This window comes from bacterium (assembly GCA_035527515.1).
Classification (GTDB): domain Bacteria; phylum B130-G9; class B130-G9; order B130-G9; family B130-G9; genus B130-G9.
In genome coordinates this window covers 1-22,792 of the sequence record DATLAJ010000110.1, presented here as the reverse complement: position 1 = coordinate 22,792, position 22,792 = coordinate 1, and the positions used below count along the sequence as shown (strand labels likewise).

The 22,792-nt window shown below is 55.8% G+C and carries 16 protein-coding genes and 1 tRNA gene; 9 read left to right on the top strand and 8 right to left on the bottom strand.

Features of this window, described 5'->3' with window-relative positions; genetic code table 11:
• Positions 1-253: 253 nt before the first annotated feature.
• The gene (locus tag VM163_08445; protein HUT03903.1) at positions 254-1,141 is read right to left on the bottom strand and encodes a stage 0 sporulation family protein; all 888 of its coding nucleotides are present in this window, start codon (positions 1,139-1,141) and stop codon (positions 254-256) included.
• Positions 1,142-1,377: 236 nt separating this feature from the next.
• Between VM163_08445 and VM163_08440 the strand changes: the two genes are divergently transcribed.
• Entirely contained in the window at positions 1,378-2,055 is a 678-nt protein-coding gene (locus tag VM163_08440) for an isoprenylcysteine carboxylmethyltransferase family protein (protein HUT03902.1), read from the top strand.
• An 80-nt stretch (positions 2,056-2,135) separates the two neighbouring features.
• On the opposite strand, the gene VM163_08435 is transcribed toward VM163_08440, so the two are convergent.
• From VM163_08435 to VM163_08420, 4 genes are read right to left on the bottom strand one after another with little or no spacing between them, the layout of a single operon-like run.
• Positions 2,136-3,620, bottom strand: a complete 1,485-nt coding sequence (locus VM163_08435) for a sodium:solute symporter family protein (GenBank protein HUT03901.1) — start codon at positions 3,618-3,620, stop codon at positions 2,136-2,138.
• A 59-nt stretch (positions 3,621-3,679) separates the two neighbouring features.
• Positions 3,680-4,762, bottom strand: coding sequence for a class I SAM-dependent methyltransferase (locus tag VM163_08430; protein HUT03900.1), 1,083 nt, complete (start codon positions 4,760-4,762; stop codon positions 3,680-3,682).
• The gene (locus VM163_08425; protein HUT03899.1) at positions 4,755-5,936 is read right to left on the bottom strand and encodes an alanine racemase; all 1,182 of its coding nucleotides are present in this window, start codon (positions 5,934-5,936) and stop codon (positions 4,755-4,757) included. The genes VM163_08430 and VM163_08425 overlap by 8 nt, the downstream gene beginning before the upstream one ends.
• A complete protein-coding gene (locus VM163_08420; GenBank protein HUT03898.1) occupies positions 5,933-6,361 on the bottom strand; it encodes a GNAT family N-acetyltransferase in 429 nt (142 codons plus the stop codon). The genes VM163_08425 and VM163_08420 overlap by 4 nt, the downstream gene beginning before the upstream one ends.
• A 386-nt stretch (positions 6,362-6,747) precedes the next feature.
• Between VM163_08420 and VM163_08415 the strand changes: the two genes are divergently transcribed.
• The gene (locus VM163_08415) at positions 6,748-7,941 is read left to right on the top strand and encodes a site-specific DNA-methyltransferase (protein HUT03897.1); all 1,194 of its coding nucleotides are present in this window, start codon (positions 6,748-6,750) and stop codon (positions 7,939-7,941) included.
• Between the two features lie 8 nt (positions 7,942-7,949).
• Complete coding sequence (locus VM163_08410) at positions 7,950-9,062, top strand: CfrBI family restriction endonuclease (GenBank protein ID HUT03896.1); 1,113 nt, start codon at positions 7,950-7,952, stop codon at positions 9,060-9,062.
• Between the two features lie 85 nt (positions 9,063-9,147).
• Here VM163_08410 and VM163_08405 read toward each other — a convergent pair.
• A tRNA-Leu gene (locus VM163_08405) sits at positions 9,148-9,233 on the bottom strand.
• 539 nt (positions 9,234-9,772) lie between these two features.
• Between VM163_08405 and VM163_08400 the strand changes: the two genes are divergently transcribed.
• From VM163_08400 to VM163_08390, 3 genes are all read left to right on the top strand, one after another.
• Positions 9,773-12,118: a hypothetical protein gene (locus VM163_08400; protein ID HUT03895.1), complete on the top strand. Its 2,346-nt coding sequence runs from the start codon at positions 9,773-9,775 to the stop codon at positions 12,116-12,118.
• 89 nt (positions 12,119-12,207) lie between these two features.
• On the top strand, positions 12,208-13,758 hold the full coding sequence (locus VM163_08395) for a DUF362 domain-containing protein (GenBank protein HUT03894.1): 1,551 nt from the start codon (positions 12,208-12,210) through the stop codon (positions 13,756-13,758).
• A 15-nt stretch (positions 13,759-13,773) separates the two neighbouring features.
• Positions 13,774-15,090: a hypothetical protein gene (locus VM163_08390; protein ID HUT03893.1), complete on the top strand. Its 1,317-nt coding sequence runs from the start codon at positions 13,774-13,776 to the stop codon at positions 15,088-15,090.
• A gap of 98 nt (positions 15,091-15,188) precedes the next feature.
• On the opposite strand, the gene VM163_08385 is transcribed toward VM163_08390, so the two are convergent.
• Positions 15,189-15,476 carry a hypothetical protein gene (locus VM163_08385; protein HUT03892.1) on the bottom strand — a complete coding sequence of 96 codons (288 nt, stop codon included), beginning with the start codon at positions 15,474-15,476 and terminating at the stop codon, positions 15,189-15,191.
• Positions 15,477-15,671: 195 nt separating this feature from the next.
• Between VM163_08385 and VM163_08380 the strand changes: the two genes are divergently transcribed.
• From VM163_08380 to VM163_08370, 3 genes are read left to right on the top strand one after another with little or no spacing between them, the layout of a single operon-like run.
• Positions 15,672-16,997: an O-antigen ligase family protein gene (locus tag VM163_08380; GenBank protein ID HUT03891.1), complete on the top strand. Its 1,326-nt coding sequence runs from the start codon at positions 15,672-15,674 to the stop codon at positions 16,995-16,997.
• 40 nt (positions 16,998-17,037) lie between these two features.
• On the top strand, positions 17,038-18,510 hold the full coding sequence (locus VM163_08375; protein HUT03890.1) for a flippase: 1,473 nt from the start codon (positions 17,038-17,040) through the stop codon (positions 18,508-18,510).
• 15 nt (positions 18,511-18,525) lie between these two features.
• On the top strand, positions 18,526-20,730 hold the full coding sequence (locus tag VM163_08370; protein HUT03889.1) for a glycosyltransferase family 39 protein: 2,205 nt from the start codon (positions 18,526-18,528) through the stop codon (positions 20,728-20,730).
• A gap of 44 nt (positions 20,731-20,774) precedes the next feature.
• Here VM163_08370 and VM163_08365 read toward each other — a convergent pair whose 3' ends face one another.
• Positions 20,775-22,418 carry a right-handed parallel beta-helix repeat-containing protein gene (locus VM163_08365; protein HUT03888.1) on the bottom strand — a complete coding sequence of 548 codons (1,644 nt, stop codon included), beginning with the start codon at positions 22,416-22,418 and terminating at the stop codon, positions 20,775-20,777.
• Between the last annotated feature and the right edge of the window lie 374 nt (positions 22,419-22,792).

Genomic DNA, 22,792 nt, shown 5'->3' with positions numbered 1-22,792 from the left:
CCAAGTTCTGCATTTGAAGTTCTGCAATCGTGTGCTCGTGGTTCCAGAGGCTGTCCAATAAAGGGGTCAGCCGTGTTTCTTGTAGGGGCGATTCACGAATCGCCCACAATATGTTGTGGCGCTGGCGTCGGGCGGTTCGTGAACCGCCCCTACATCCAGGGCCAGGCATCCTTAAACACAAGGATTCTGCCATGCAGATGCACTTATTGGACAGCCTCAAACCTGCGAAGGCTAATAGCTGTCTTGGCAGAAGCTATTTTCCGTCGAAATCGGGACCAGAGGTCCCATCATTGCCTCCGCTATTATCAGGCTCTATCACGGATTCTGGCGCGCCATTCGCTTTCACCAACTTGACATCGGCGACCTCAAAGCATTTAGTCACTCCCGAGGCGAGCTGAACATCGACCGTTTGCTTAAGAGGGTTGACGGTCTTGACCTTCCCGGGGCCAGAAGGCGTCTCAACGGCCGCACCTTCCTTCGGTATCCCGCGACTCAGCTCTTCGTACATGGATTCCTCATAGACCAGGCAGCAGAGCAGTCGGCCGCATACTCCAGATATCTTGGAGGGGTTGAGCGTCAGATTCTGGTCTCGCGCCATTTTTTTGGAGACCGGCTGAAAGTTATGGAGAAACGCCTTGCAACAAAGCTCCCGACCGCAATAGCCTATGCCCCCGAGTATCTTCGCCTCGTCCCGGACGCCGACCTGTTTGAGCTCTATCCTTGTCCGAAACTGATGTGCGAGGTCGCGAACAAGCTCTCGAAAATCGACCCTAGTTTCCGCGGTGAAATAGAATAGAGCCTGCGACCTGTCGAAAGCATACTCGACCCGAACGAGCTTCATCAGAAGCTCTCTTTTCTTGATCAGTTGCCGGCAGGCCTCGAACGCATCTCGCTCCATTTTTTCGTTTTCAAGAACCTTCTTGAAGTCATCCTCTTTCGCGAGGCGCAGCACTTCCCATTGGTCTGAGGAGAGCTTCTCGGGGTCGGTCATTTTGGGGCCAGAAACGACCCGGCCAAATCGCTCTCTCCCTTTCGAGCCGACAATACAGAGATTGCCGGGGTCGAGCCATAGGTGGCGACAAGCACACTGCTCAAAAGAACCCATCTGGCGCAATCTGACGGTTACAGCTATTACCTGCAAGAATATTCAACCTCTCTTGAACTTATGGCTTAGGAACTTCAGTACAAAAGACAACCATACGTGGCGGCATAAAAAGATCAAGAACCGGTGGTGATAAGCATGTTGCTGTTTGGTTGAAGTTATCACAACAAGAAGTTCTATGCGCTGCGTAGCTCGCGAACGGGCATTGCATTGCACCGCCCCGTTGTGGTAATACTAATGCCAATGGCAGATTGGTTTGTGAGCTACGGGATTAGGTGAGGGTGAATCAGAGCCCGGTCACACTGGGTCGGTGCGAGGCGCCGAAGCGCAGGTCAAGGATAGCCAAGTTCTTCATAACGCGTCGTCTAGGTGTGTCGAGGCTTGCGCTCGTTGTGCTGGTGCCCACGATCCTTTTCACGCGACATTCCTTCCCTGGGGACTCCGTGACGTGCTATGTCATGCAGGTCCTAGGCCCGGCGCTGATAATCGTGGGTGGTCTCGGGCGAGTCTGGTCTATTCTGTATATCAGCGGCAAAAAAAGTAAGAAGCTGACATCTGCCGGCCCATATTCAATGATGCAGCATCCGCTCTATTCGTTCAGCGGCATTCTGTGCTTGGGCGTGGCGATCGCGTTTGAGAACGTGCTTCTGCTGGTATTCATGGTTCCGCTATTCGTCCTTTACTACTTTGCGGTCATATCGAGAGAAGAGGGGAAGCTCTCAAAGGAGCTCGGCGCAGAATACGACCGATACCGCATGGCAACGCCCCGGTTTCTCCCTGCCGTTTGGAAATACCGCCGGGGCGCCTGGAAGGATGGTGTGATGGCGATCGAGGAGCGCGCGGTGCTTCGGACGATAAGGGAATCGATGTTGTTCTTGCTGCTGATCCCGCTGGCGATCGTGGTCAACCTTATGCATGGGACGGGCGTTCTACCAGCTGTTGTGCTCTTTTAGTCTGACGTTCGCTTATGCACTCAGACGTGGCGGTGCCGCACCCCGAGTCCTCGCAGAGCGCGTCAATACAACCCAGTCGATTACTGCTTTTGCCCCGCCGGTATTTGCTTGCGTCTGAGGAACAGGTTGAGGCCCAGAAAGACAAGACAAGAGACCGCAACGCCAAAGACAGATGGGTCAAAGGTGTCCATGAATTCATACGCGGCCTTGCCAAGAGGCGCCCAGTCCAGCCTGGCGTTCAGGAAGAGGAGGCCTCGGTAGGCCAGTGTTGCCCCTGTGGCCACGAGCATCGTGACAAAGATGTCCCTAGAGAGTCTCTTGGACCGATTCTTAGACAGCACACCTACGACCACCGGGAGGATTATCGCCGGCGCCCAAACATGATAAGTGAACAGTAATAGACCGATGATGTCTGACCAAAGGATTGCGACCAGTATGGCCGCGCCTCCCAGGCCGGCAGAGCAGATACGGGCAAGCCTCAGCATCTTCCCATCTCCCTTGTCCTTCCAGCCAAGTTGATGCTCGAAGAGGTCCTTGACGAAGATAGCCGTGGAGGAGTTGAGGGCCGAGTCGGCGGATGACATTACAGCCATCAGCAGTGCGCCGATTATCATCCCGCCGATGACGGGGTTGTTCAGCTGCTTGACGACCATCGGCAGCGCTTGCTGAGGTTCGATATCGGGAAAGTTTATCCGTGCATAAAGCGCGATGAAGAATAGGACGACTGGAAAGACGATTGCCAGAAAGAACCCAACCCCGGCAATGCCTATCTTTGTCTGCCTGATATTCTTGCCGACGCAGTAACGCGTCGCGTAGCCGGGCGCGAACGTCTCGCCCAGAAGGAAAGCAAGAAAGGTTGTTATGAGAAATAACCACCCCTTGCCACCCTCCATTTGAAAGAATTCAGGTTTGATCATATCCGTTACGCCATCCCAGTGCAGGATAATCGTCGGCGCACAGGCGGCAAGCGTTACGACAAAACCGACCATAAGCACGACAAACTGGTACACGTCAGTGTGAATTACCGCCAGAAGCCCGCCAGCCGTGCTGTAAATCACCACCATGGAGCCACCGATGAGTATCGCCCAATTCAGAATGCTCTGCGTTTCCGCAAACTGGGGTAGGATCGCGGACAGAACCCAGCCGAATGCGGCCATCTGTGCGGCAACTATGAAGACTGAGAACAGAAGAGAGAGAATCAGAACCAAGAATCGCGGGCCCTCACCAAAACGGTGCCCAAAATAACCCGCCACCGTGTAGAGCTCCGCTTTTCGGAACTTTGGAGCTACGACCAGGCCCGAGAAAATGAAATGGATATACCATCCCATTGAGACCAGGAGCATTAGGATGCCCCAATCGTAGGTTTTGCCGATCGCCCCGATCGAGGCCCCGCCTCCGATGACGGTGGCGCCCATCGTGCAGAAGAGAAAGAACCAACCGACGTTGCGCCCAGCGACCAAGAAGTCGTCGGTGCTCCCAACCTCTTTTGCTTTGCGAACGCCCTTGATAAAAACGAAGACGACATATCCGATAACGATGGCCCAGAGTATCAACTGATTAGACAATGGTCTCCTCCGTTGAGAGCGCTAGACGCAGAAAAGGCGACCGCCGCAGTGATTGGCGTTTACACGGCTTGCCAGCGCTCGAGCAATCCTTTAAGCCGCCCTCCGACGTCTAGAACTGCCAGTTGAACAGGTTCAGCGCGCAAGGCGTCGATAGACTTCCCAATGAGATGGTAGGTCATGCCTTTAGGCCAATATTCGTTGATCCAGGCGTCAAATTGGTCCGCGCTGTACCAATAGGACTCGTAGTCAGTGTGCGTTTGAATATGACCTGTCTTGATCACCTGTTTGACAGCCGCCTTGTCGCGCCGAAGCATAAAACCTTGCTTGACAAGTCGGCCTTTTCGGTCAAATACATCGATGCTGAGAGTCTGCTGTGCGCCATGAGCTCTTCTGTAGCCTTGAGGAACCTGAATATGGCGGGAATCGGCATAGGTGTCCGGCTCAAGCCATAGTGGCTGCCCGCAGACATCCATAGTGGATTCGTAATTACTGAGTGCGAAAGCCTGCGCTGCCTCCTGAAGATAGCCGCTAATGAGGGCGATTCCGCCGCCGGCCTCGACAGCTCGGCGCATAGTCTTGAAGAGCTCCGCCGCGCCTGACGGGCCCTGCATGACGCCGATGCTGTTGCAGAGTGACACGACTACCGGCAGCGGGTACTTCTTCAATGGTCCTAGCTCAAAAGCGGAGCCTACCCGGAAAAACAACTTCGAGCCAATCAAGGCGCCCAGCCCAGCGGAAACAAGTTTTTCTTTGGCCAGCTCGATCATGTGTTCTGAGAAATCCAGTCCGCCGACGGAACGCAGCCGTCGCGCCAGCAAGGGGTCGTACCCGCAAACGGGAAGGGATTGGCGCGCTCGGCGGAGCTTTTCGGCCGAATCTGGGTCCAAGTCCGCATCATTTGCCGTTTTCAGACCATAGCGCAGGTGTAAACGGCCAGACCCACAGCCGACGTCAAATAATTGAACGGACCGGCCACGCTCACGGACAAGATAAAGCAGGAGACGGTCGAGAAAATCCTCCTCAAAGGCCTCGTATGCCACTATATCCGGATGTCCGCAGACAACATGCTCTTCGTAGCGGTGCACGCATGAGTCCCACACGTTCCTGTCCCGCTGCTGCGCTCGGCTGAGTTGTTTATCCATCTGTGGCCAAGCTTATCTGGTTTTCTTGGTGGTTAGATGAGATGGCGGGGGAGACCTTGCATTGTTCGTTTTGCAGGTCCTTCTGGAACTCTTCAAGAGGTGGTTCTACTTCCTTTAAAACGTAACTACCGCTCATTAGCCTGAGTAACGCCGAGTAATTGAGATGGAATCGAATCTTATCCCCGACCTTAAGGCCACCACTCTCATCGCCAACATTGATAACGGTAATGTCGCTGCTGGCGCCTGCGATCTTATACTCCTTGTTGACCGGCGCAAGCCCGGCGACATCCGTATCCAGCTGCCCAACATTTACTAGCGCCCGATACCCCCGCTGTCCAGGCGAAATCTCTTCCTGGTTCATACCGTTCTCGAAAGGAGTCACGGCACTGGTCTCAACCAGCGGAACCAGGCCCTTCTCCTTGATCTCGGTGATCTCTGCCTCAAGCAGCACCACGTCGTCCCGAAGTTCGGGTAACGTGCCCCCATCAATTAGATTGGTGCCCAAGAAGAGCGCCTCACCTATGCGGAAGTGATTGATGGCTTTCGGCAGCAGTCCCTCTAGAATAAGAGGTAGGGAAATGGTAGAACCGGCAGAGACCATCGGCAGTTTCCGTTGGAACTTCAGCTCAAGCAATTCGCGGTAAAGCAAGAGCTGCATGAACTGATCAACTGTAGGCACCGCACCGGCCAAACAGCCTAAGTTGGCGCCGATTCCAATAACCTCGATGTGCGGCAACTGAAACACCTGCCGATAAAACTTCACCAGCGAACCCGGCAGTATCCCCTCCCGCAGATCGCCGAGCTCAATCATGATGATGATACGATGTATCTTGCCGAGGCGGCCGCTCACCTCGTTGAGCGCCTCGATAACCTTAATCTCACTGTTCAGGCTGACATCCGCGAGGCGCACGGTCTCCTCGATCGATGACAGGGAAGGTCCACGTAGGTACCACGCCTCGAAATCAGGGATAATTCGCTCGATGGCGCGGAGGTTATCGAGGCGAGAATCGCCCATCGACCGAACACCCAGAAGCTGTAGAGCTGTTAGCGCATCGGTGTGGCCGCACAAGACTTTGGTGACTACCGTCCAGCTAGCTCCTTGACGCTTCATCCAGCCGCTGACTACAGCGACATTATGCTCCAGCGCGTCGAGGTTAATGATAACCCGGCTCACTTGATATACCTCATCTCGGCATATTTGCTTGTGAACCCGAGTCGATAATAGAGCCGCTTGGCTGGATTGGCGTGCTCAACGTGTAGCTTGATGTCTCCATCGCTGATCTGGACCCCTTTCCTGACCAGCATCGCTCCAATGCCCTTGCCACGCATTGATGGCGCCACTGCTACAAACAGAAGCAAGTTCTCAGGCACGTAGCCCTTCATGCCCGTTCGCAGCATTACAAGTGCACCCGCCAGGTGACCGGCAGACTCGGCAATCAGGACGAAACCGCCCCTACCAGGTTCGGACGAAAGAGCATAGTCAATGCCGCTATCAATATCAGATACCGGGTCTTCGAAGGGCTTGAGGCTCTTGTGGAGAAACCCCGCAAGCTTCTGCCGGTCTAGATATGCAGGAAAATCCTCGTCCTTTTTTATCACGAGGATCTGAAGCTCAGGAACTTCTAGGTTAACGTCGCTTTGTGGTATCTCGGATTGGTTAACGTTGTGGATAAAACCCTCCTAACCTTGTTCATCAAATAATTGCATCATTTCAACTTATATCTATTTGGCGCCAAAAGAAGCCGTTTCCCCACCAAAGAACGCTAACCATTAAGAGGCTCCCTCTGGGGAAGCGCAAATTTGACCCTCCCTTTTAGTTAAACACAAATCAGTAAGCGTGTCAAGTCGCTTTGCGGATGAATAGGCTTTTGCCCTGCCCGGCACACCGGAAGGACCTCATCGGCATCACCATGAAGGCCAGTCAGCAATTGCTTGACCTGATGCGGAGCTGGCTTATATTACATGCTGGAATAGGGGTGAGAGAAATGCCGAGAAGAGCAACGGTAGCAGAGCAGAGGAAGTACGCTGTTCTTGATGTCCAGTCTGCGAAAGAGGTCGCATCGGGCTGGCTCGAGAACGCCCAGCTACAGAACGCTGTTGATTTCGGTCTGCCGGAAATAGACGATCGCTATCACGTCTGGCGCACAGCCCTCCTGAACAGGTCAACCGGTCAGCGTATTGGCGAGGTTGTCATAGACGCTCGCACGTCGCTGGTTCTCGAAGACAAGTCAACCTCGCCTTCGGTGTTGGAGGCCTGCCTTCTTGGGAGAAATGAGGACGTCCACAGAGAATCAACAGACCGCACCAAGCAGATACGCTTTCGTTCATCTTTGCGCAGCACAATCGCTCTAGGTGACAGCGAAGAGATACTGCAAGACCTGCCTGCTGGCTGCATCGATCTCGCCTTCACTTCGCCGCCCTACTTCAACGCTCGGCCTGAGTACACCGATTACATCTCCTACGAAGACTATCTTCTCAAGATCCGCAAGGTGATACGGAACACTCATCGCGTCTTGTCCGAGGGCCGCTTCTTTGTCATGAACGTGTCGCCGGTTCTCATAAGACGGACCAGCCGGAATCAGTCTTCGCGCCGAATCGCACTGCCATTTGACCTACATAGGGTTTTCATCGATGAGGGATACGACTTCATAGATGACATCATCTGGGTGAAGCCGGAAGGCGCCGGTTGGGCAACTGGTCGAGGGAGGCGATTTGCAGCCGACAGAAATCCACTTCAATATAAGCCCGTCCCGGTGACGGAATACGTGCTGGTTTATCGCAAGCACTCTGCGAAGTTGATTGACTGGAACATCCGGACTCACCCAGAACCCGGGTCAGTCAGAGCGTCCCGCATTGGTGACGGTTATGAGCGAACGAATGTCTGGAGAATCAAGCCCGCACACGACAGACGGCACCCCGCCGTCTTTCCAGTTGAACTAGCTGAGAGAGTCATTACATATTACTCGTTCAAAGACGACGCAGTGCTAGACCCATTCGCGGGGATCGGCACAGTTGGCAAGGCTGCCGCAAAACTGGGGCGCCGGTTTGTGCTAATCGAGTTGAGCCCAGATTATATCGACATCATTCGTGAAGAGGCCAAGAATTGGCTCGGCAAAGAAGCCGGGCAGGTGCTGACCATAAACTGTCCGCCAATTGAGACAGAAGACATCCTTTTCTGAGTGAGGATATGCCGAAAGGAACATCTGAGGTAAAAAGTCTCAGCGAACTAATGACACCTGCCGGACTGAAGCTACTTTCAGCTAGCGGGACCGACTTAGTTCGAGAAATAGGTTTAGACGTGGTGCGGGGAGTTGTGCTTGATGTTCTAACTGGGCACAACATCCGGGACTCGACCGAGGTTTTGACGCGGCGCCGCATTGTTGCGATCAATCTCGCAACGGTCGATCTCTTTCTTAAGGGCTTGGCTCTATCTAACAGCTTCATCAGTGAATTGCCTCATCTGGCCACGACCATTCTTGGGGCGGGCGCTCCTAGCAAGGCAGAAAGATGGCTAGCTCAATGGGTTCTCGGCCTGACAGACAAAGGCTTCCAGAATGTTTTGAGGGACAATCCGGATGCGCTTAAGAGATATCGAGACCGTTACATCGAGACCTGCCGGCAAACAATCGAGAAGCATACGGAACGCAGTGGGCAATTGCGTGGCAGCTTAGCGATCGATTCTGGTGTTCGAGCGGAGATCAATTGGCTGGCCATGACATATCTTCTCAACACGATTGGGTCCCAGACTTTGGCGATTCGTGGGTCCGACAAATCAGCCTATGGCAAGCTATTCGAGAAGCTGATTCTTGGTTCTCTGCTTCACATCCTGGGGTTCAAGTTCGTCACCTGTCCGCCGGATGAATTCGACGGCGTGTTCTGGTTGTCTTCAAAAGACAAGCGGCGCGAGAGCGATGCAACGCTGTTGTATCAAGCGGGCAAGGGCGTGCGCTTTGACATAGGCTTCATTGGCCGTGGGAATCCTGAGATCTCACTAGATAAGGTGACACGATTCGAGCGCGAGATTGAGATAGGCGGTTCTGCGCACTACATGGCGACGATCATTATCGTTGACCGTATCGGTCCGAACAGCAGCATTGAACGTCTGGCGAGAGAGATAGGCGCCTGCATCATACAGATGAGCGCTGGATATTGGCCCCGGGAAGTTGCTCAGGAATTGAACCGCGTGTTGGGCTTTGAGCACAAGCTCTTGAAGATGAAGCAAAGCCGAATAGGTAAGTTCCTTGAGCGAGAGCTGAGCACGGTTCCTCTTGAGGATTTCATCGGCCCGAGCAGTGACTAGCCCGTGTGTGTATTGGACAGCGGCCTTTTACTTCAAGCACCGTCCCAGGCTAGTCAGCTTCACGTCGCCGCCCCTCGCCGAAATGTGCCGAAGGGGGGACTCGAACCCCCACGTGCGCAATTACACACTAGGTCCTGAACCTAGCGCGTCTACCAGTTCCGCCACTTCGGCATCAATCTATTTAGCGGGCATCCGGCTGATTGTCGGCCTTGGGAAGCATTTTTTGATGGCCGAACTAATCTCACGATGCTCGCAGTCTATCTGAACGATATTCGGCGCTTCTGTCGATGCTGTCAAGAGCGCCCGATTGCGCTCTACATCTCTACATCTTGCCCTTAAGAGCGCGGTAGTATCGCTCATCGCCGGCTTGGGTAGCACGCCCACGCACTTTCCAAACCGCGCAGTGGCACGCCGGCTATCAGTCAGCACAACTCTCAAGACCATAAAAAGCTATGACAGAAGATAGAATCCAAACCTCACGTGGACAGCGTTAGGCTAAGCTCTTCTATTGCCATATATTGAGCGGCAAGATAACGTTCTAGAGATTGGCAAGAGCGCCTCGGCCCGGTCGGGGAGTGCGCTTGCTGGTCGTAGAGTTTGGATAACTGAGAGCCGCGAAGCTGAGTTTGGGTAGTGCTTAGGGCTGCCTGTTAAGGAGCAGCTCTGGCTGGAGTTTTTGGAATGATTGGAATGAGAAGTTGACGAATGGAGTGAACGAAGTGTTTTCTACTCGCAAGAGGCGGCTGCATCTCGTTGTCCTCCTGTGTTTTGCGGCTTTTTCGTTGCTTCTCTACTTCAAGACCACCTCGTACTACTTCTGCGCCGATACGTTCGATTTTCTTGGCCCTTTGAGCAAGGCCAACCTGGACCACGCCCTATTCAATCCCGAGTTGACATACACCTACCGGCCAGTCCCTCGCCTCTCCTGGCTTGTCTTCTTCACTTTTCTCGGAAGAGACCCGTTCTGGTATCACGTCATCAATATCCTCACTCATGCGCTCTGCGGCTTTCTGATCTATCTTTTGGCGAGGCGACTCAGGGATGAGACGTGGTGGGCTGTGTTCGCCGGCGCGATTTTTTTGTCGATGCCTGTCCATTTCGACGCCGTGAGCACCATATACCACTGGGTAGAGCCGGTCAGCACTTGCCTCTTGCTCATTTCGTTACTTCTTTACATGAAGGCCACTGGCGGGGACCGTAGGCGGCTGCCCTGGGCCTCTGCACTTGTATATTTGATCGCGATAATGACCAAACAGAGCACCGCATCGATGCTGCTTTTCTTGGTCGCATGGGAGATTCTCATCGACAGAAAGGAGCGGCCGTTCTGGGGCTACATTAGTGGCCGCATCAAATACTGGCTTCCGCTTGTTGCTGCGCTTGGGCTCGCGGCTGGGCTCAACTTCATGGCGAAGCCAGGCGACAAGGATGTGGGGATGGTGCTGTCAATCTCGCTGAGTTACAGGTTGCCCTTTTTCCTTCTTTCGATGCTGGTCAAGGCGGCCAAGCCGTGGTTCTTGCCGGGACTAATACTAATGGTCATGGCCCCGCTCATAAAGGGAGGAAGACTTGCCAGATTCTCGCTTCTTGCCACGGCGCTCTTGCCGTTTCCATTCTACGCTCTCACCTCCGACCGGCATGCATACCTCCCCAGCATCGGCCTTGCGCTCGCGCTGGCCGCGCTGATCAGGTCTCGTGCTTCGCAGAGTAGCGCAGCTTCGCAGAGTAGCATCGGGGGCCGGGCAGCGCCCGGCACGAACAATGTCGCGACATTTGAAAAACTTAGGCCGCATCGCGCAAGCAGCCACAGGCGGCCGGCCCCGGTGCTCATTGATGTTCTGCTCCTGTGCACCATCATCGGTTTTTTCCTGATGCCATATCGCGCTTTAGGTCCTGCCTCGTTTGGCAGTGCGGCGGGGCAGTTGCATTCCCAGGTCGATCCGGCATATTGGCAATCGGTGGGAATCACGCTCAAGAGGCTAATCTTTGGCGAATCGCTTACTGCGCAGGGTCTGTCCATCAGATCAGCGCTTCTCATGCTTGCGAGCGTCGTGAACCTGCTGGCCATTCCTGGGCTCGCCCTGTTTCGGGTCTTTCGCTGGCGAGGGCCGTTGAATCAGCTCGCCTGGCGCTCTGTCAGGATAGGCCTCCTAGTCGTGTTACTCGTCGTGTTCTCCGCTGCGACTTTCTCGCGGACGGGCAGCGATTGGCGCCCTGACGCCTGGAAGGCGGACGCGGTGGTGATGGACATGAAGACGCGGGTTCCCGACCTGCCTAACAACACTACTGTTTATGTCTCCGATGACAGCGCCTTGCCGCCGCTCATGCGGATTGAGTTCTACTACGACCTGAAGCAGATTGCCGCCAAGAGATACTCTGATTTCTTCTGTGACGTAGCCAAGGGCGAGCAACCGCCCAGCCCCGAGCAAATGCGCTGTTTCGTGTTTCAGGACGGTCGGCTCCTGCGGAGCGAGTCGGACGAGGCTTTGCTCCGGGAGAAGTTTAAGAATTGCTGGCGCCCGGAGTTCGCGAATACTGATATAACGCTTGGGCGATGGTCCATGCCCCGCCGGCCGGATGCTGGCGTTCTAGACGATAGGTGGCAGCTGCGGCGTTTCGGTCTGCCCGAACAGGTCGAAGGAGTTGGAGGTCGCCCGCTTCACGGCAAGGCATCGCTCTGCTATTCTGACCTGTCGGTTCCAACGCTTGCTGTCAACGAGGTGGAGCTCGTCTTGGGCGCCGAGTCGCCTGACCATGGCCTCCATAAGATGCGGCTTGAGTGGCAGCTGGACGGTCGCCGGTGGTTTGGTCGAGATTTTGACCTGCCCTACGACGGGGTTGTGCGGAAACAGACATTCAAGCTCAGCACTTCGCGGGACTGGTTTATGGCTGACCGTCTGACCGGCCTGTGCCTTGTTTTCGAGACGGAACCAGAGACAATTGAGGTTGATTCTGTGGCCCTGATGTTCGGTCTAAGGGTCGGTGTCGGCGTGATGTGGTTCCCTGGCGGAGATGAGCAGCTGCAAACTGCCTTCCAAGATATTTTTAGCGTGAGGTAGCATGTCGAGTCTTTCGGCGCGCAATGCCCTGGCCAGGGCGCTTGATGCGCCGCGAGCGGGTCTTTTTTGAGCGGGATTGGCGAGGGTTTATGGACGACGTGGAGAGAATGACGCCTACGGGGCACGGCGAACGTGTGGCGGTTTTCAGGGACCCGGAGCTTGCTTACCCATCGACCCCGCCTTTCAACCCGCCGATCGAGTATCCCGAGTATCCGTTCAAGGGCAAAGGTGCTCTGGATGAGACCAATCACGTCTATGCCGCCGTCCGCGAGACACTCCGCTTGCTTGGACTGGACGAGGCGCACTACGACCAGCCAAACTGGAACCCGTTGCGAGAGATCGTAACGCCCGGCGACCGGGTAGTCATCAGCCCAAACTTCGTCATGGACTACCACATCAACTCCGAAACGATCTTCTCGATCGCGACGCACGGCTCCGTCATCAGGGCGATAGCGGATTACGTCGAGGTAGCGCTTCGGGGCGAGGGCCGTATCCTGTTTGCTGACGCGCCTCAGTTCAACGCGCGGTTCGAGAGGCTCATCCAGCAAACCGGCCTCGAGCAAGTAGCCCAGTTCTACAGGAAGAGCTCGCGCGTCGAGACCGGCCTGATGGACCTGCGGCGAGTCAGGAGCACAATTCAGCACGGGCTCGTCGTCGATAGGGAGGTTGTCGATACGTTCGAGACCGAGAGCGTAATCGTTGACCTGGGCATGGACAGCATGTTCCCGGAGCTGGGAGAGACGCTCTCTAGTCTGTTTGGGTCGGATTATGACCGTCGCGAGACCTGCTCACATCATAACATGACCACCAACAGGTATTGCCTCTCGAAGAGAGTGCTGGAGAGTGATGTTCTGATCGGAGTGCCGAAGCTCAAGACCCATAAGAAAACCGGCGTAACGCTCAGCCTCAAGAACTTCGTAGGCATAAACACCGACAAGAACTTTCTGCCGCACTATCGCGTGGGTGATGCGCTGGAGGGAGGGGATGAGTTTCCGATCGAGAGGGACAGGCTTCTGCGGATAAAAACGAAGCTTGTCCGGAAGGCCATTGATTGCCTGCTGGCCAGAAGAGGTAGGGCAGTCGCCAAGATCGCCTCGGGGCTTTTGCCGATCCTGTTCCCCGTCAAGGAGCGGGGGGCGCACAGATCGGAACAGCCACAGATCGACGCCTTTTACAGGAAGTTCCTTCACAAGTCCGTGCGGATGGGCAATTGGGAGAGCAACGACACGACATGGCGGATGGTGCTCGACATAGCGCGCGCTTTTTTCTACGCCGGTGTTGATGGCAAGATGCAAGATACGAAGCAGCGGCGGTTCTTCGCGGTGATTGATGGAATTATTGGCGGAGACGCGAACGGCCCGATGGCCTCACAGCCACGCCGAGAGGGTGTTCTAGTGGCCGGCAGAGACCCGGTTGCAGTTGACTTCACAGCAGCCAGGATCATGGGCTTCGAGCCTATGAGCCTGAGCACTCTTGCCCGAGCTATGCAGGAGCACAGGTTCAGGTTAGGTAGCGCCGGCAACATCCTGCTTGGGACCAACTGGGATGACTGGACGAGCGGGATAACACCGGATAAGAGCCTCCGGTTTCGGGCGCCCGACCATTGGGACAGCATCGTGGCGTGGCAGCGGACACACTGAGCGAGAGGGCGACAGATGATCGAGTTTAAGATACGCGATTTCCTCTATCCGAGGCGCCTTCTTTACTGGCGATGGTTTCTCTGGAGGAGCCAGTATTATCCCCGTGAGCGGCTGCTCAGTCTCCAATGGAAGCTTTTGTCGAGAATGCTCGACCACTGTCTTGAGCATGTCCCCCACTATCGAAACCTCTTCAAGAAACTCGGCCTCAAAAGGTCCGATTTCAGGCGCCTGAGGGACCTGTCGAGGCTGCCTATCCTCTCGAAGGATTACCTGATCGAGCATCATGACGAGTTCAAGGCCGATAATTTCGAGAGGTTCCGGCCAAGGGCCATCCAAACGAGTGGGACGACGGGTTCGCCGCTGACGGTTTATTGGGATAGCGATTCCAACGTTATCGAGTTCACGTGTATGTGGCGGCATTTTTCCTGGCTCGGCTATCGGCTGGGCGAGCCGTTCTTGGACATCCGCAGCGTGGTAATGGATGCCCCGGGTGGCTACAAGTGGAACCGCAAGTGCCGCGGGCTTGAGATGTCTTCTGACATAATTGATGCGGCAAACATAGGCAAGTATGCCGAGCTCTTGCGCAGCTACCACGTGAAGCTTTGGCGTGGCCACCCGGCCGCCATCGATTCTCTATGCCGGCTCCTTTCGGACGCGGGTATCGACGACGTCAGACCCAAATGCGTCTTCACTGCGTCCGAGGCCGTGCTTGACCATCAGAGGAGGTTTATCGAGAAGTGGAGCGGCGTCCCCGTGTGCGATAATTATGGCCTGAAAGAGCACAATGTGTTGATCACTCAGTGCCCTCAGGGCGGCTACCACGTCGCGATGGAATATGGCATCGTCGAGATCATCAACGATGATGGGACGCCTGCGGGTCCCGGCGAGGAGGGCAGGATTATCGCAACAGGGCTTCACAACAAGGCCTTCCCCCTCATCCGTTATGACACGATGGACTACGCCACGCCAACGGACCGAATCTGCCGGTGCGGGCGAACCCTCCCACTTGTTGAGCGCCTGACCGGCCGGGTTGACGACCGCGTCCAAACCGCGGATGGCCGGTGGGTATCAGGGCTTTCTTTCGCATTCTTTTTCCCAAAAGGCATCAAGAGAGCGCAGCTACTCCAGAAGGAGAAGCTAACTCTTGACGTCTATGTCGTGCCCAATCCCGAGTTTGACGACGAGACCGCCAACACGCTGCGCGCCGAGCTCAAGAGGAAGCTCGGAGAAGCGATGGTAGTCCGCATCCACACCGCCGAGGAGGTCCCCTATCGCTCGTGCGGCAAGTTCAAGTTCGTTATCAGCCAGATGGATGAGAAGCCGCCCAGGTAGCAGGTTGTAAGTTGAAAGTAGTCCGCTGCCGGGCCGAAGAGCGGGCGCAGGAGGCGTGGGATTCCGGGCGCAGAGTCGCACACCACGGTAGAGCTGATTCAGCTGGCGAAGTAGCGATAATAGATAAACAGCAGGATGCCTGTCGCGGTCGCCAACACAGCGTAGGCGTAAAAGATGGCGAGACTTGGCTCGAAGAACGTTAGGACATACATCCCAGCTATGGCGACCATTCCGACCGCGAATATGGTGACGAAGACCCTTATCTCGCGGGGACGGAGCTTCAGCAAGAAAATCAACACAAAAATACCGATGCAGACCGCCGCCATCAGAATGACGAATCTCACGTCGCCAAATATCTCCACCATATTCTCCATCTTACTCGCCATGAAAGAGCACTTTCATTAGAGCGCCACCGTCATTGATCAGAGAAATGGCTCGCGGCAACGGCACACACCTCACCTTCTGACCGCCCAACTTGCCAACACTCGGCTTCAATGCTAAATTTGACGCCCTACGGATTATTACTGATAACTATATTGTAGAATAATGTCAATTGCTCTTTCAAAGTCAAGATGTCTTTTGTGATCACGGCCGCTTTTCTTGCATGTATTATCCTGCTTGCGTGGTTCTCTGCGCAGCACCCTGCGTCAGCGATAGCGCTCGGGGCCTTTTTCTTCCCCTTCGAGAGCTATTATCAGCTTGGCGTTACCATCACGAGCAACGAGCTTCTGATACTATCTATCTTTTCAGGATTGGTCGTTCGATTCATAAGGGGCAATATAGACTTCAGGAGAATCCTCAGGGTCTGCCTGCTTTTCATGCCGTTTTGTGTGTGGATGTTTATCTCGAGCGCTTCTGCAGCTTCGACTTCAAATGCACTCAAGGATATCCTTCGTTGGCTCTCATTTTTTGCGGTTTTCACGGTTTCTGCCCTGTCCATGGAGAGCCTCAACGATCTTAGGAAGCTCATCATATCGCTTGTCGCGGCCAGCGTGCCAGCCTCGCTTTATGGCATCTTCCAGTCCGTCATGGGACCCCCCTCGGCCGCGTTTGAGCTCGAACCGCACTCCCGCATCGATTCGCTCTTCTGTCTAACGACTGGATGGCACGTCAGGGCGCACTCGTTCTTCAATCAGGCCAACTCGTTTGCGTGCTACCTCGTGATCATCCTGCCGCTCTGCATATTCCTATTTGCGCGAAACAGAACAGCATTAGGCAAGGCCGCTGCCGCTGCTGCCCTCGTGCTCAACCTCATCGCCCTGATGCTCACGTTCTCCCGCACATCGTGGCCGCTGGCCCTGGCGTCACTCGCTGCTCTTCTTTATTTCGGCAGAGCGAAAGGTGAGGCTAAACCCTCAGGCCGCCGGCCGCTAATGCTAGTCCTGCTTGCGGTGCTGGCGCTCGCCTTAGTCGCAGCTGTGCTCTTTCGAGGCGCGGACTTCGCCTCGCTCGTGTCGATGGACTCGGGCATTCAGCGAGTGCATCTCTACCGTGCAGGGCTGTCGATGATCGCAGAGCGGCCTGTCCTCGGCTATGGACCCGGCAACTACCACCTGGCGATGGCGCACGTCCAGATGGGCAGTGGCGAGGAGCGCCTCAAGCGAGCGCACCTGCACAATCTTTACTTACAGACAGCGCTGGAATCTGGGATAGTTGGCCTGTGCGCCTTCCTTTTCTTCGCCGTGTCGGTGGTCTGGCTTCTGATTCGCTCCTTGCGCAGCACCCAAGCTGCTGATGCGAGATACCTTGCCGGGGCGGTCTGCGTCTCGGCGTGCGCCTTCTTTGCCTACAATATGATCGATGTCTTTCGATACCACGGCGTGCATCTCATCGCGGGGGCGATCATGGGAGCGGGGCTCGCGATACGGACGCTGGCTAGGTCTCACGAAGGGTCAGCGAGGTCGTGATGCTGGCAGTTTCTTTGGCGAGAGCGCCTAGGGACGTAGGATGAATCTTCTTCAGAGAGTCTTTATGAACGTGTCGTTCAAGAGCCTCGGCGAGGTCGGACGCAAGGTTATCGGTTTCGGCTTCGTCATATTCTTGGCGCGCACGCTTGGCGATAAGGGTCTAGGGAAGTATGGCTTCCTGTTGCTCTACACGAACCTGTTTGCGATGGTCGCCGACGCGGGGCTCAACACGCTCTACGCAAGAGAGAGCGCCAAGGAGCCCCAGAGCAGGCAGCAGACCATGTCCGCCCTCCTTCTGATCAAGCTCATACTGAGCGCCGTAACGGCCATCCTCGTGGCGTCAGTAACCTACGTGCTCATTGCGGCGGGGAAGATCGACCTCTCCTCGGCAGACCTCCTGCCCCTGGCACTCTTCGCACTCTATTGGATATTGAACACGATGATCGATCTGGTCAACGCAGTCTATATTGAGCGGCAGAGACTCGCCTACGATGCCGCGATCAACCTCGGCCATCGAGCGCTTGCTGTGGTTCTGGGCGTAGTCCTTGTTCTCGTCTTCAGGAATGTTCTTGCCGTCTCCGCTTCCTACGTAATAGCGGCCGTTGTCTCGCTTGTGGCAACGTGCTTTGTCGTTGCATCGCGGTTCAAGATCAGGCCCTGGCCCAGCTTACGGACTGGCCGCGTGCGTCATCTGCTCCTCGAAGCCCTGCCGCTCATATTCTCCCTCTTCTTCTCCTTTGTCTATTTCCACATCGACGTTGTCATGCTAAGGATGTTCACCAACGAGGCGGTAGTCGGCTGGTACGTGGCGTCCTTTAAGATTCTGGAGTTCACGATGCTCCTGCCGGGCGCAGCAGCCATGGTCGTTCTACCGCTTTTTGCCAAGCAGTTCGTAAGAGATAGGGAGCAGCTCGTGGTCATATCTGGGCAGCTCGTCCGCATCCTGTTCGGAGCCGGGCTTTTCGTGGCCTTCGTTCTGACAACGCTTGCCGGCCGGATAATCCCGATCTTCGGCAAGGACTTCGGGCCCCAGTCGCAGCTTGCTCTTCAGATACTCGTGTGGACAATCCCACTTATCTACGTCGATTATGTGCTGATCTATCTCCTTGTGGCCAGCAGCCATCAGCGCAAGAATGCGATAGCCGCTTTCTTCTGTGCGATGCTCAACATCTCACTCAATTACGCCCTCATACCGTCCTACAGCTACAAGGGAGCAGCTGCCGCAACCGTCGTAACGCAGGTCCTATTGATGATGCTCAGCGCACATTTCGTTAGGAAACCGCTCCCCTCATTCAGAATGTGCAAATACATACTCCGGGTCGCGGCCGCCGGCGCCTTTGCGGGCGCTGCGCTGTGGCTTGCGCGTGGCCTCGGGTCGGAGCTTCAGTGCGTTGTAACCTTAGCGGTCTTTGCTATCTGTCTTTTGCTCTTCAAAGGGGTAACGAAAGAGGACAAGGAGCTCCTGTCGCAGCTCTTAGCACGAGGCAATGCGAGCAGACAGACCATCTCCTGACGCGAGAATGCGGACGTGAGTCGCCGCCGAGCCTCTTGGCTTCTGGCGCTAATCGTCAGCGTTCAGGTCGGCGCAAGCGTCTTCTGGATTGCATACGACAGGCGGCCACCTTGCGGCCAGGACTGCGTGAGGCACACGCTCGATGCGGTCCGCATCCTGCCACAGACAAGCCGCTTCACGGCCGGCTTGATCAACATTATCGATCGCTATTTAGACGCATATCCTCCTGCGCACAGGTCTGTCGTCGGCAGCCTCTTCCGCATTTTCGGTGTGGACAAGAGACTTGCGCTGGGCACATCCGCCCTGTGCTTCGCAGCGCTTATCTTGGTCGTGTATGCCATCTCGAGGTCTCTTGTTCAGGAGAGCGCCTCGCCCGCCCTGCTCGCCGCGTTCCTGGTCGGATGCTTCCCCGCCGTCTTCGCGGCTTCGCACTTCGACAATCTCAGCATGATGTTGACGTTAGGTGTGGCCTTGAGCGTTCTGTGCCTCATCCGCACTGACGGTTTTCGGGGGGCTGGCTGGTCCGCTGCGCTTGGCCTATCGCTTGGACTCGGGCTTCTGATCAAGTGGACATTCTTCGTGTTTCTGGTCGGCCCGTTGGCACTGACTATCGCGAGCAGAGCCCGCCAGGGCATCATGTCCAAGAGACTGCGAAACCTCGGCATCGCGATCGCGTTTGCCCTCTTAATCGCGCTCCCGTGGTACGCAAAGCACCTTGAAGACGTGCTCTCGCTTTTTCGGCTCAACAAGGATATCTACACGGGCATATATCCATCACACCCTTTCAACTTGTTCAGCCTCGGCTTCTACATCATCCGTTTCATAGGTGGGATGACCCCGGTCCTTTCCGGTGTGGTTGTGCTCGGCTTTGTGGTCCTGTTGATCAAGAGAAGATTAAACCGCGTCGCCATCCCCCTAGGCTGGGTTATGGGTGCGTTCGCCATCATGCTCTTCTTCTATCCCAAGTGGCCGCGATACATGCTGCCGGCATACCCCGCCCTCGCGATTGTCGCTGGCCACGGTATCTGCTCATTGAAGCCATCGACTGGTCGGTCAGTCCTGATCACACTCATTATTGTACTGGGACTTATCATGCTCTTGCAGGGGGCTATACCCCATGACGTCATCGCCACTACCTTCAGGTCCTCTTTCTTCGAGCACCTCGTAACGCCTCTGTTCCCGACACGAGACGATTGGCAGATACCGCGCATCGTTCGCACAATCGCTGCTGACTGGGGACGTCCTTCAGAGCTCTGCTCGGTGGCAGTAGCGCCCAAATTGCCGGCGTTGCAGGCGATCTACTGCAACTTCGAGACGATTATGAATCAGAGAAAGAGGATTCTCTTTAAGACCTTGAGCAGTGACAACTTTTTTTGGTATCTCGTTGACTCGGACTATATCGTCACCAGAACTGGCCCATTCCTGACGTTGTCTTGGGAGGCCGAGGCCTCGCCCTGGGTGCCTGCCGACCGGCAGGTTCAGCTTCTGGAGAAGCTACTCGCCGATCCGCCAAAGCTGTTAAGCCAACACTATCAGCTGGTTGCCCGATTCAACGGCAGTGATGATCAGACCATAACAATCTCGAGGCGGACCTCGAAGTTCACTCGGGATGAGCAAGTGGAGCTGCTGGAGCTGCTGTCGCCGATATTCCGCAAGCCGGAGGAGAAAGAGATCGCACTCAGGATAATCTATCGCCGGCGGGGCTGGTTTGGGCGCTCGCGCAAGCTCTGGGAGAAGCTCGAGGACGAGGGCCTCAATCGCTCCTGGCTCGATACGGAGCGGGGGCCGGACCTCGTCGATGTGCTCGAGGCGGAGGACATGGTCCACAACTTCAGGGCGGGCATCTTTGCGGGAAGAAGAGTGCACGGCGGCTGGGAGATACTCCGCCCCAGCGAGCAGCTGGCTCCCGTCCTTCTCCCAGAAGGTCAGGCGTCGCTAACGCTTGTCGCCCAGGCAAAACCGAAAGGGGGAGAGTGGCCGACTATTCAGGTCGCGTTGGACGGGAAGGTTCTGTGGCAGGGCAAGATAACGTCAGAGGAGCCTTCGCTCTATCGATTCGAGGCGCAGACACAGAAGCGTAGCGGGATGCTTTGCATCAAGATGCTTGCGCCGCGGGGCAGCGAGGAGCGCGATGGGAGCTCCGTCGTCCTCGACAAGGTTATCATCAGAAGGGCCAGCAATCCCTCGGGACAGCGCCATCGCCCTCCCGCAGAGGGATAAGGACTGGACAAGCCCGGCCCTGGGTTCGGCCCCGGCAGGGCTTTTTAATCCCCTTTTATGCTAAACCAGAGCTCCGAGATCGGCGAGATCAGCTCGAACGTCCCGCGTTTTGTGAAGGCTGCGAGTATCTTGAAATCCACCGGTGGGACTGCCGCGGCCGGGATGACCAGCACGGGTATTGTCTCGCTCTGGTAGGCGGTGAGGCTATATGGGACAGCATTGAAGCCCAGCGTCCAATTGGGATAGGCGTAGAAGGTGGAGGAGCCATCTATGAAGCCAACAATGTGAAGGTCAGCGTCGATCGGCTCGCTCTGATCGTTTGAGAGGTCTGCCGTGATGTTCACGGTCTGGTTGGTCTTATAGACCTGCTCAACGCTGCTTAGGGAAACCAGCGGCGCATTTAGCAGGCCAGCGTCGCCACCATACTCGCCACCGTATATGCCCAGGCCTCCGGCCAGGCATGGCGAATCGGACGGCCATCCGGCCCCCGTCGTCTGCACGTGCACGTCGTCAACGAAGAACGTGTCGCCAGCTTTAGTGTAATCCTCGGTGGTGCCACACTTGAAAAGCGTCTTGTAGTTGTCTTCCGAGGTGTCCACGGCCACCTTGATCGAGGTCCGGGTGTTGGACAGAACCTCGAACGTCCTCGATTGTCCGCCATAGATTATATACATCCCCGTTGTGTTGGGCACGAGGTCAAGACCGACGAGCGAATCCGTCGTCCAGTGAGCGTCCGTGCAGACCAGCGTGTCGTAGTTGGCGCCAGAGATGGAAGAAACTAGGCCAACGCCGACCAGCAACGGGTCGCTTGTCATGTCAGTCACGCCAGGCGATATCCCCTCGTAGTCCGACTCGCGATTCGAGGCGATGCAGTTCTGAGTGAGAGTCGGCGAGGAATCCTGACAGAAAAGGCCGATCTCGTTCTGAGCAATGATGTTGTATTGAAGCTGTGGCGACGAATCGAATACGCTTACGCCTCGTTCGTAGTGGTCAATGATGGCGTTGTTGCTCAACATGCAGCTGGAGCCTCTGGTAACGACTACGCCGTCATAGAGGCTGTTGATGACCTTGTTGTTGAGGATGTAGCCGTTCGACGCTATCGTGTAGATGCCATGCTCGAAGCCGGCGATCCTGTTGTTGCGCACCAGCGGCGATATATTCTCCGCCCAAATCCCCACGTATCGCCCCGTTATCTCATTGTTGTAAATGATGGGAGCGCCAGAGCCCTTGGCCATGATGCAGACGTAAACTGCGTCGATGCTGTTGTTGAATATCTGTGGGGAGGTGTTTTCTGACCTGATGCCCACGTATCTGCTCTGGATGTAGTTGTTCTCGATGACGACGTCGGCGCCCTTGCAGTCGATCCCGATTATGCCCTCCTCGATCGAGAGGCCCGACACCCTGCTCCCTTGCGCAGCCTGAATGGCAATCGCGTCTGCCCCGGCATCGACAACCGACCGACTTCTGCCGCTGCCAAGAAGCGTTACGCCCTCCTTGAGGACGAGCGCCTCATTGAAAGCGCCAACGCCGACACAGACCACGTCGCCCGAGGCGGCGGCGTCTATTGCGTCCTGAATCGTCCGATACTCGGATGGGACGTAGAGTGCGCTAGCTTGAACACCCGTTGGAAAGCACCAGAAAACCGTTAAGATAATTGCAGACAAGGAAAGAACCCTAATATGTCTCATTGAAAAGCTCCTTAAGAACTGTGATTGATGTCAGAACACCTGTCTCTTCAGGGACGCATCCCACAGACCCAAGATAGCAAAGCAGCTGTCAAGATACAAGCCTCGAGGAGCTCCCCGATAATCAGATTGATCGTTTCTGAAGTTGAGCTCTGAAGCTGGCTGGCACATAGGCACGGGAGTTCATATCGAAAGCCGAGTTGTTGCTTCTTTCACCTAACGGGTGCGAACGAGGAGCAGGCTGTAATCCCCGACAGGGGATACCGTGGGTAGCCGTGCGTGCAACGCAACGGGGAGGGGGATTGTGGCGGTATTCGCACCGTCAGGCTACGCCTGCGGCTACCCATGGTCTGCCCTTCGGGCAAGAGCTTCTGCCC